Below are 9,078 nucleotides of genomic sequence, written 5' to 3'. Positions count from 1 at the left end.
CGCGACTATGACGAATATCAGCGCCTCAAGGCGACGGCCCCTACTGCCCTGGCGGTCGAGGAGTTGGACAGCGCGACGTTGGAGGCACTGGCGGCATCGCGGATGGATTCTCGCCACGACCATCTCAATGCGCTGATGGATTGAGCCTTGTCGCTTCCTACCCCGGAACCGGGCTTGGTCATTCCCTATGCCTATCTGTGGCGGCACGAGCATCGCAAAGGACAGGACGGAGGCCGCAAGGTCCGCCCCAGCGTCATCGTGCTGGCGCTGCAAAGCCCCAAGGGTGGTGCCCCGCGCGTGACGGTCGCACCGATCACGCACACCCCGCCAGCCAAGGACGGAGAGGCGATCGAGTTGCCGCCCCGGGTCAAGCAGGCGCTCGGCCTCGATGACGATCGATCCTGGATCGTGCTGGATGAAGTGAACCAGTTTGCCTGGCCCGGCTATGACATTCGTCCGGTGCCTGGGAGCAAGGATCGCTTCGCCTACGGCTTCATCCCGCCCAAGCTCTACGATACCGTCATCGGTCGCATCCTTGAGCTGGCCGCTGCGCGGCGCGTCATGGAGATTTCACGCGATTAGGCCCGCCTAGCCGAAACGGATCCCGGCCCGTCATGCCCACGCTGACATTACCGCTGCCAAATCGCACTCGTCCTGACCATGATAACAGGCAGGGGCCCGCACCAAAGCGACCGCCTAGGCGACGACCAGTGCCTCGGCGGCTTCGATCGACGCTGCCTTGGCTTCGACCAGGCTGACGATGTGTTCGATCATCTCGGCGTCGTTGATGGTGTGGTCGGTGACGCCCGACAGATAGACCATGTGCTTGCCCGCGCCGCCGCCGGTCAAGCCGATGTCGGTTTCGCGCGCCTCGCCCGGGCCGTTGACGACGCAGCCGAGGATCGACAACGACAGCGGCGTGCGGATGTGCTGGAGGCGTTCCTCCAGGGCCTGCACGGTGCGGATCACGTCGAAGCCCTGCCGCGCGCAAGAAGGACAGGATACGACACGGACGCCGCGATTGCGAATGCCCAGCGCCTTCAGGATTTCGAAGCCGACGCGGACCTCTTCCTCAGGTTCCGCGCTGAGCGACACGCGGATGGTGTCGCCGATGCCATACCACAACAGGCTGCCCATCCCGATCGACGACTTGACCGTGCCGCCGATCAATCCGCCCGCTTCGGTAATGCCCAGGTGCAGCGGACAATCGACCGCTTCGGCAAGTTGTTGGTAGGCGGCGACGGCGAGAAACAGGTCGGACGCCTTGACCGCGACCTTGTAGTTGCGGAAGTCATGATCCTCGAGCAGCTTGATATGGTCGAGTGCGCTTTCGACGAGCGCTTCGGGGCAAGGCTCGCCGTATTTTTCCAGCAGGTCGCGTTCGAGCGACCCGGCGTTGACGCCGATGCGGATGGCGCAACCATTTGCCTTGGCCGCGTTGACGACCTCGCGCACGCGCGCTGCCGAACCGATGTTGCCGGGATTGATGCGCAGGCAGGCCGCGCCCGCGTCGGCGGCTTCGAGCGCGCGCTTGTAGTGGAAATGGATGTCGGCGACGATCGGCACGCGCGAAGCACGGACGATCTGTTTCAGCGCGGCGGTGCTTTCGACGTCGGGGCAGGACACGCGGATGATGTCGACCCCGGCATCCTCGCACCGGCGGATCTGGTCGATCGTTGCGCGCGCGTCGCTGGTCGGGGTGTTCGTCATCGTCTGAACCGTAACCGGCGCATCGCCACCGACGGGGACATTGCCGATCATAATCTGGCGAGATTTGCGGCGCGTGATGTCACGCCATGGACGCAGAGACACGAGGGCGATTCCTATCTGACGTAAATGTTTGATGGACCATAACAGATTGGGATGCGTGGCGCGACGCGTTAAGAACGGGCCGATCGAGGGAATTACAACATGACCGGATGGACGCTTGTCATTCACGGAGGATCGGGGTCGATGGCCCGCGGGGTGCTGTCGGCGGCCGACGACGCCGCCGGGCGCGCTGGTTTGCACGCGGCATTGGCGGCGGGCGGCGATGTGCTAAGCGGCGGAGGATCGGCGATCGACGCGGTCGAGGCGGCGGTCAGGGTGATGGAGGACGATCCGGTCTTTAACGCCGGACGCGGGTCGGTCTTCACCGCCGAGGGCCGGATCGAATGCGACGCTGCGATCATGGACGGCGCGACCCGGGCCGCTGGCGCGGTGGCGGGCGTGCGGACGACGCGCCACCCGGTCACGCTGGCCCGCGAGGTCATGACCAACAGCGCCCACGTGTTTCTGGCGGGCGCGGGTGCCGACAGTTTCGGCCGCGCCCACGGCATCGAGGCCGCCGAACCCGCCTGGTTTGCAACCGCGGAACGGCGGCGGCAGCTCGACGAAATCCTGGCCAACCCCGACGCGCCGTTCGATTCGGGCATGAAATACGGGACCGTCGGGGCGGTCGCGGTCGATGACGCGGGCCATGTCGCGGCGGCGACCTCGACCGGGGGGCTGACCGGGAAACGCTGGGGCCGGGTCGGCGATTCGCCGCTGATTGGGGCAGGCACCTATGCCGACGACCGCGCAGCGGCGGTGTCGTGCACCGGTGCGGGCGAATTCTTCATCCGGCTGGGGGTCGCCCATGAACTGTGCGCGCTGGTCCGGCTGGCCGATGCGCGCGTGGTCGACGCCGCCGCCGCGATGATCGCCGAACTGGGCGCGATGGGCGGGAAGGGCGGCCTGATCGCGGTCGCCCCCGATGGCACGGGAAGCTGGGCATTTAACACGCCCGGTATGTATCGCGGGCGGGTGTCCGACGCCCATGAAGCCGAGGTTGCGATTTATGGCGATGAGTAAGCGGTTGCGCGCGCTCGCGGCGCTGATGCCTATAGCTGGCACTATTAGAACGTCGACGTGTGCAAGCCGTTCGACCTAGCGAGCCCGTGTATCGACGGAAATTGCGTGTCGGCGCAGGTCACGCAACAGGGGGCAAGGCTGGCAGACCGGCGGTTGAGCGCCAGAGACCGGCTGATGGCGCTGGCGTTTTTGGTGCATTTCGTCGGTGACCTGCACCAGCCGCTCCACGCGGGCGACCGGGGTGACCTGGGCAGGAACAAGGTGTTGTCGACCTATGGCATCGTCGCCAACACCCGATTGAACCTCCATGCGATCTGGGACGGTTATCTGGCCGAACGCGGTATTTCGTCGCCGCGACCTGGCGCGCGGGGCCTGTTGGCAGGCGTCACAGCCCGGCAAAGGCGCGTGATCGCGGCGGGCAGAGTGACCGACTGGAGCCGCGAAAGCTGGGCGGTATCGCGCGACTTTGCCTATGGCGTGGCGCTTGGCGATCCGTGCGGGCCGAGTGGGAGGGTCGGGCATCTGGACGACGCCAGAATCGCATCGCTGGTGCCCGTCGTACGGCTACAGGTCCTGCGCGGAGGGCTACGACTGGGCCGAATGCTGAACCGGGCGCTGGGGTAGCGGAGCCGTCATCTAAGATCGCCGGGAATGGGGAAGAAATTGGGCAAGTCCCCCGCCAACGACGTCACCCCGGCCTGCACCGGGGTGACGTGTGGTAGCTACTGCACCGTGACGCTGACCGCGCGACGGTTCCTGGCGTAGCCGGCTTCGTCCGAGCCGATCGCGTCGGGGCGTTCCTTGCCATAGCTGATCGTGGTAATCCGCGTTGCCGAAACGCCGAGGGCAACCAGCGCATTCTTGGCGGCATTGGCGCGGCGGTCGCCGAGTGCCAGATTATATTCGCGGGTGCCGCGTTCGTCGGCATGCCCCTCCACAGTAACGCGGACATTGGGGTATTTTGCAAACCACGTCGCCTGCGACTGCAGCGTCGCCTGGCCGGGTTGATCGACGTCGGAAGAGTCTGTCGCAAAGAAAACGCGGTCGGCAGCGACGCTGGCGACGAAATCGGCCTGGCTGCCGGGTGCGGCGGCGCGTGATGTATCAACGGCGGTTGGCATTTGTGCGCTGTTATCGACCGGCGGCGGCGGCAATTCCTTGGGTGGCTTTTTTGCGCAGGCAGCGATAGCGAGCAGCGCCACTGCCAGCAGGTATTTTGATCCGGGTCGCTTCATGGTCATTCTCCTAAAATATCGGTCATGGCAGCAGCGGACCCCAAGTCGGGTCCGAGCCATCGACGGGCGTCGGCAGTCTGCGCTCGTTCACGCCGGTCAGGTCGACTTGGTAAAGGTTCGACTTGCCGCCCCGCCCCTGCGTAGTGCGGAAGAACTGGATGACGCGCCCGTTCGGCGACCAAGTGGGTGATTCGTCCTGCCAACTGTTGGTCAGCAGCCGTTCGCCGCTGCCCGATGGGGTCATCACGCCGATCCGAAACGCCCCGCCAATCTTTGTAAACGCGATCAGGTCGCCTCGTGGGCTCCATTCGGGGGTGGCGAAACGGCCACCGCCGAAACTGATCCGCTGCTGGTTCGCCCCGTCGGCGTCCATGACGTAAAGCTGCTGCGTGCCCGACCGGTCGCTTTCAAAGACGATGCGGTTGCCGTCGGGCGAGAAACTGCCGCCTACGTCGATGCCGGGTGAATTCGTCAGGCGGCGGGGCGTTCCTCCGCTGGCAGGGATGCTGTAAATGTCGGTGTTGTTGCCTATCGCCATCGAGAACAGGATGGTCTTGCCATTGGGCGACCAGCGCGGGGCAAAGGTCGTCGTGGCGCTTTCGGTGACGAGACGCTGTTTGCCGGTGCCAAGGTCGTAGATATAGATGCGCGGGCTTTTCCCGGCATAGCTCAGATAAACGATCGATTTATAATCGGGAGAAAAGCGCGGGGTCAGGACAATGTTCTGCCCGTTGGTCAGAAAGCGGTGGTTCGCGCCGTCCGAATCCATAATGGCGAGCCGCTTGACGCGGTGATCCTTCGGCCCGGTTTCGGCAATATAGGCGACGCGGCTGTCAAAGAACGGGCTTTCCCCCGACAGGCGCGCGTAGATGGCGTCGGCACATTTGTGCGCCGCCCGCCGCCAGTCGCGCGGGGCAACAACGTATCCGGCGCGCGTCAGTTCGGTCTTCAGCGCGACGTCGTAAAGGTAGCAGCCGACGGTGATGTCGCCGCCCGCATTGGCACGGACATAGCCCTGGACCAGCGCGGCGGCACCGGTGCCGGGCCAATAGCCATAATCAGGCGCGGTGACTTCGGGATAGCCGATGGCGCGGATGCCGCCCGGGCCCATCGGCTTGAAGAGGCCCGAATTGCGGAGATCTGTGGCGACCACCTCGGCGACCTGTTTGCCGAGCGTGTCGGTGGGGCCGGCGGGGGTGCCGGTCACTTGCGGCGTGGGCATGGCAGGGACGGCAATGACGACGTCGTTGGAGGCTTCGTCGGTAACATCCACCTTGATCTGCGCGTGGGCGGTGGAAGTGATCAGCGCGAGGGCGATGAAGCCGAAGCGAAGGGAGAGCGTGGTCATTGGGACAACTTTCTATCGAAGCTGGGTTCGAGGTTCTTCCATGTGTCGTAATATTCGGCAGGCAGCGAAAAGGGAGCCGCCAATTTTACGGCCTTGATCGCTGCCTCTTGATAGATCGGGACCTGACTGCGGTTGCTGTCTGTAACGCCCGTAGTTTTCAGCACGGTCACACTGACAACCGAGCCATCACGCGCCAAGGTTACGCTGAGCGCCGTGCGTAGCAGTTCGACATCCGCGCCCGTGGGCGAATGCCAGAACGGCTTTAGCTGACGGATGAATTCGCGGGCCAGTGATGCCTCGACGGCGGGCCCCGCCGCGGCCCGCGGCGTCGTGCTGGCGTTTTTCGATGGGCGATCACTCGACACGCCGGGGCTGTCGGTCAACCCGGCGATCAGGCTGCGGCTCAGGCCCGGGCGACGACGGGGGCGCGAATCGGCAGCAGGTGAGGTCGCCGCTGCTTTGGCGGTGGCAGGTTTTGTGGGGACGGGCTTTGCGGGCGCGGGCTTTGCGGGCGCGAGTCTGGCGGGTGCAGGTTTTGCGGACGCGGGCTTTGTCGGCTTGGCTGGAGCAGGCTTGGTGACAGGTTTTGGCGGCGCAACCGCTCGGGGCGCGGGGACGGGTTTTGGCACAGGGGCGGGCGCTGGAGACGGTGCCAGCCTTGGCGCGAGCTGCGGTTCGGGCGCGGCGTCCTCGGGCGGGCCGACCTCGGGCGTGACGCGCGCCGCGGGTGGCGTTGGCGACGGTTTAGGCACGGTATCGACCAGCCCGACCTTGTCGACGATCTGGATGTCGATCGGCTGCGTGTTTGGAACGATCGGCTTGGTCGCGGCAAACAGGCCGAGCGACAGGATCACCGCCAATGCGACATGCCCTGCGACCGAAAGGCCGAGGCCGGTCTTTTCCGACCTGTCCACTCAGGGACTATCCTGTGAAATGGTCACCAGCGCAACGCGGTTCAGGCCGGCGCGGTTCAATTCGCCCATGACCCGCATGATCCGGCCATAGTCGAGGCGCTCGTCGGCGCGCAACAGGATCTGCGGGGGCTTGTCGGCGGACCGCGCGACGATGCGGGTCAGCGTGTCGGGTAGGTCGGCGGCGCTGATCTCGGCATCGTTGACGAACAGCTTGCCCGCCGCGTCGAGTGAGATCGCGACGGGCTTCTGGTCTTGATCCAGCGCCTTTGCGCGCGCGTCGGGCAGGTTCACGGGCACACCGGCGACCAGCAACGGCGCGGTGACCATGAAAATGATCAGCAGCACCAGCATCACGTCGACCATCGGCGTCACGTTGATCTCGGCCATCGGCGCGCGACGGCCACGGGTCCGGGCAGAAGGCGGCAGGATCAAGACGCCTGGTCCAGTTCGCGGCTGAGCGTCGCATGAAAATTGTCGGCAAAACGCCCCAGCCGCGCCTCGAGCCGGTTCAGGCGGTGGCTGAACCTGTTGTATGCGACGACCGCCGGGATCGCGGCGAACAGGCCGAGCGCGGTTGCGAACAGCGCCTCTGCAATGCCCGGGGCGACCACCGCGAGCGATGTGTTCTGCGCCGCCGCAATGCCCGCAAAGCTGCGCATGATGCCCCATACCGTCCCGAACAGCCCGACGAACGGCGCGACCGAACCGACCGTCGCCAGCACGTTCAGCCGGTCCGCCAGTTTGTCGATCTCGTTGGCGACCGCCGACCCCAGCGCGTTCGACACGCGCGACCGGGTGCCCTCACGATCGATCGGCGAAGAGCGAATCGACGCCCGCCATTCGCCGAACCCGGCGGCAAAGACTTGCGCGCTGGGAAATGGCGATGCCTCATGCAGGCGCGCAAACGCCTCGACATCGGCGGCCTTGGCGAAATCGCGTTCGAAGCGATCGGACTCGCGGGCCGTCCGTCCCAGCTTCAGCCACTGCGAGACGATGATGCTCCACGTCCAGACGCTCGCCGCGATCAGCAGCAGCATGACGCCCTTCACGACGATATCGGCCTGAAGGAACATGGCGAGCGGGGACAGCGACACGGCATCGGTGGCGAGGGCGACGGAAGGCATCAGTTCTCCTGGTTCAGGCGGTTGAAGGCAGCGACCCAATCCCGGGGCTGGCGACGCGGCTTGCCGTCGAGCGTCAGGAAGGCGGCGGTGACGTCGGCTTGCGTGAGTATGGCGTCAGCGCGCATGACTGACTGATGAATTGTGGTGGTGGCAGCGCCGACCGCGACAATGTGGCTGACCACAACCAGGTCGTCGTCGAGGCGCGCAGGGGCACGATAGCGAATGGCGAGCGTGGCCACCGCATAGACCCCCTCCCCCGCATCGAACGCCGCGCGCTGTTCGATGCCGAGCGCACGCAGCATATCCGACCGGGCGCGTTCCATGTAGCGCAGATAGTTGGCGTGATACACGACGCCCGACAGGTCGGTATCCTCGAAATAAACGCGCACCGGGAAGCGGTGGGTTGCGCCTTCGAAGCGACCGGCGGAAAGGGTGTCGTTAACCACGGCAGAAGCCTTACCGGGTGAGACCGGGCGAGGGAATCCCCGACGTGGCTTATCCGTCGAAAAGCCCGTCCTGCGCGCCGGGCGGCGGGTTGAGGCCGAGATGTTTCCACCCCAGCGCATTGAGGCAGCGCCCCCGCGCCGTCCGGGCGACCAGGCCAAGCTGGATCAGATAGGGTTCAATGACCTCCTCTATCGTGTCGCGCGGTTCGCTCAGGCCCGCAGCAAGCGTTTCGACGCCCACCGGTCCGCCCCTGTAGATATCCGCAATCATCGTGAGGTAGCGGCGATCCATCGCGTCGAGGCCGAGGTGATCGACCTCCAGCCGGGTCAGTGCGGCATCGGCGACCCTAGCCGTAACGATGGCGTCGCCCGCGACGTTGGCAAAGTCACGCACCCGGCGCAGCAACCGGCCGGCGATGCGCGGCGTGCCCCGCGACCGTTTCGCGACCTCGGCGGCACCATCGGGCGCGATGTCGAGATCGAGCAGCATGGCCGCGCGCGCCACGACTTTTTCCAGTTCGGCGACGGTGTAGAAATGGAGGCGGACGGGAATGCCGAAGCGGTCGCGCAACGGCTGGGTCAGCAATCCCTGCCGCGTGGTTGCGCCGACGAGCGTAAACTTCGGCAAGTCGATGCGAACCGACCGCGCCGATGGTCCCTCACCGATGATGAGGTCGAGGCAACGATCCTCCATCGCCGGATACAGGATTTCCTCGACGGCAGGCGCGAGCCGGTGAATCTCGTCGATGAACAGCACGTCGCCGTCCTCAAGATTGGTCAGCAGCGCGGCGAGGTCGCCCGATTTGGCGATGACCGGCCCGGACGTGGCGCGAAACCCGACGCCGAGTTCGCGCGCAATGATCTGGGCAAGCGTGGTCTTGCCCAGGCCGGGGGGGCCAAAGAACAGCACATGGTCGAGGGCATCGCCGCGCGACTTGGCAGCGGCAATGAAAATGCGCAGGTTTTCGCGCGCCGCCTTTTGCCCGACGAACTCGTCAAGCGACTTCGGGCGCAGAGCGACATCCACGTCCTCGGGACGGCGGGCGGGGGTGAGGAGGGCGTTGTCGGTCACTCCCCATCCCTGCTTTCGGTATCCAGCAGGCAATTCATAGTATTACCTAGCCGCTGTCACCGCCGCCTGTCGAGGCGGCGGTGGTTCGCAATTTAGTAAAATGCGCC

11 protein-coding genes are annotated in these 9,078 nt (G+C 65.5%); 3 read left to right on the top strand and 8 right to left on the bottom strand.

Annotated features, from left to right (window positions below):
* Window positions 1-147 precede the first annotated feature (147 nt).
* Window positions 148-582 carry a type II toxin-antitoxin system PemK/MazF family toxin gene (locus Q0R02_RS03095; protein WP_293880748.1) on the top strand — a complete coding sequence of 145 codons (435 nt, stop codon included), beginning with the start codon at window positions 148-150 and terminating at the stop codon, window positions 580-582.
* Window positions 583-696: 114 nt separating this feature from the next.
* Here Q0R02_RS03095 and ispG read toward each other — a convergent pair whose 3' ends face one another.
* On the bottom strand, window positions 697-1,812 hold the full coding sequence (gene ispG, locus Q0R02_RS03090) for a flavodoxin-dependent (E)-4-hydroxy-3-methylbut-2-enyl-diphosphate synthase (RefSeq protein ID WP_293880746.1): 1,116 nt from the start codon (window positions 1,810-1,812) through the stop codon (window positions 697-699).
* A 99-nt stretch (window positions 1,813-1,911) separates the two neighbouring features.
* Between ispG and Q0R02_RS03085 the strand changes: the two genes are divergently transcribed.
* Together Q0R02_RS03085 and Q0R02_RS03080 are read left to right on the top strand one after the other, a co-directional pair.
* Window positions 1,912-2,832: an isoaspartyl peptidase/L-asparaginase gene (locus Q0R02_RS03085; protein WP_293880744.1), complete on the top strand. Its 921-nt coding sequence runs from the start codon at window positions 1,912-1,914 to the stop codon at window positions 2,830-2,832.
* A gap of 57 nt (window positions 2,833-2,889) precedes the next feature.
* Window positions 2,890-3,456, top strand: a complete 567-nt coding sequence (locus Q0R02_RS03080) for a S1/P1 nuclease (protein ID WP_293880742.1) — start codon at window positions 2,890-2,892, stop codon at window positions 3,454-3,456.
* A 98-nt stretch (window positions 3,457-3,554) separates the two neighbouring features.
* Here the strand turns inward: Q0R02_RS03080 and pal are convergent, their stop codons facing one another.
* Genes pal through ruvB form a run of 7 tightly spaced genes read right to left on the bottom strand, consistent with a single transcriptional unit; the run spans window position 3,555 to window position 8,971 of the window.
* Window positions 3,555-4,073 (bottom strand): peptidoglycan-associated lipoprotein Pal, encoded by a 519-nt coding sequence (gene pal / locus Q0R02_RS03075; RefSeq protein ID WP_293880740.1) that lies wholly within the window; start codon window positions 4,071-4,073, stop codon window positions 3,555-3,557.
* 16 nt (window positions 4,074-4,089) lie between these two features.
* Complete coding sequence (tolB, locus tag Q0R02_RS03070) at window positions 4,090-5,415, bottom strand: Tol-Pal system beta propeller repeat protein TolB (protein WP_293880738.1); 1,326 nt, start codon at window positions 5,413-5,415, stop codon at window positions 4,090-4,092.
* Window positions 5,412-6,329 carry a cell envelope biogenesis protein TolA gene (locus Q0R02_RS03065; protein WP_293880736.1) on the bottom strand — a complete coding sequence of 306 codons (918 nt, stop codon included), beginning with the start codon at window positions 6,327-6,329 and terminating at the stop codon, window positions 5,412-5,414. Before Q0R02_RS03065 ends, tolB begins: the two co-directional genes overlap by 4 nt.
* The gene (gene tolR, locus Q0R02_RS03060) at window positions 6,330-6,716 is read right to left on the bottom strand and encodes a protein TolR (protein WP_293880750.1); all 387 of its coding nucleotides are present in this window, start codon (window positions 6,714-6,716) and stop codon (window positions 6,330-6,332) included.
* A gap of 41 nt (window positions 6,717-6,757) precedes the next feature.
* Window positions 6,758-7,453, bottom strand: coding sequence for a protein TolQ (gene tolQ, locus Q0R02_RS03055; RefSeq protein ID WP_293880734.1), 696 nt, complete (start codon window positions 7,451-7,453; stop codon window positions 6,758-6,760).
* Window positions 7,453-7,899: a YbgC/FadM family acyl-CoA thioesterase gene (locus tag Q0R02_RS03050; RefSeq protein WP_293880732.1), complete on the bottom strand. Its 447-nt coding sequence runs from the start codon at window positions 7,897-7,899 to the stop codon at window positions 7,453-7,455. Before Q0R02_RS03050 ends, tolQ begins: the two co-directional genes overlap by 1 nt.
* 49 nt (window positions 7,900-7,948) lie before the next feature.
* The gene (gene ruvB, locus Q0R02_RS03045) at window positions 7,949-8,971 is read right to left on the bottom strand and encodes a Holliday junction branch migration DNA helicase RuvB (RefSeq protein ID WP_293880730.1); all 1,023 of its coding nucleotides are present in this window, start codon (window positions 8,969-8,971) and stop codon (window positions 7,949-7,951) included.
* Window positions 8,972-9,078 lie beyond the last annotated feature (107 nt).

Origin of the sequence: Sphingomonas sp. (assembly GCF_025353885.1) — a bacterium.
GTDB lineage: Bacteria > Pseudomonadota > Alphaproteobacteria > Sphingomonadales > Sphingomonadaceae > Sphingomonas_O.
Note: the sequence above shows the minus strand (reverse complement) of the source record. Positions and strands in the feature narration are given on the sequence as shown.

What these genes read in the sequence shown, in the direction of transcription:
- tolQ (WP_293880734.1), bottom strand. Translation starts at nt 7,453, where the DNA reads ATGCCTTCCGTCGCCCTCGCCACCGATGCCGTGTCGCTGTCCCCGCTC.
- Q0R02_RS03085 (WP_293880744.1), top strand. Translation starts at nt 1,912, where the DNA reads ATGACCGGATGGACGCTTGTCATTCACGGAGGATCGGGGTCGATGGCC.
- pal (WP_293880740.1), bottom strand. Translation starts at nt 4,073, where the DNA reads ATGACCATGAAGCGACCCGGATCAAAATACCTGCTGGCAGTGGCGCTG.
- tolB (WP_293880738.1), bottom strand. Translation starts at nt 5,415, where the DNA reads ATGACCACGCTCTCCCTTCGCTTCGGCTTCATCGCCCTCGCGCTGATC.
- tolR (WP_293880750.1), bottom strand. Translation starts at nt 6,716, where the DNA reads ATGGCCGAGATCAACGTGACGCCGATGGTCGACGTGATGCTGGTGCTG.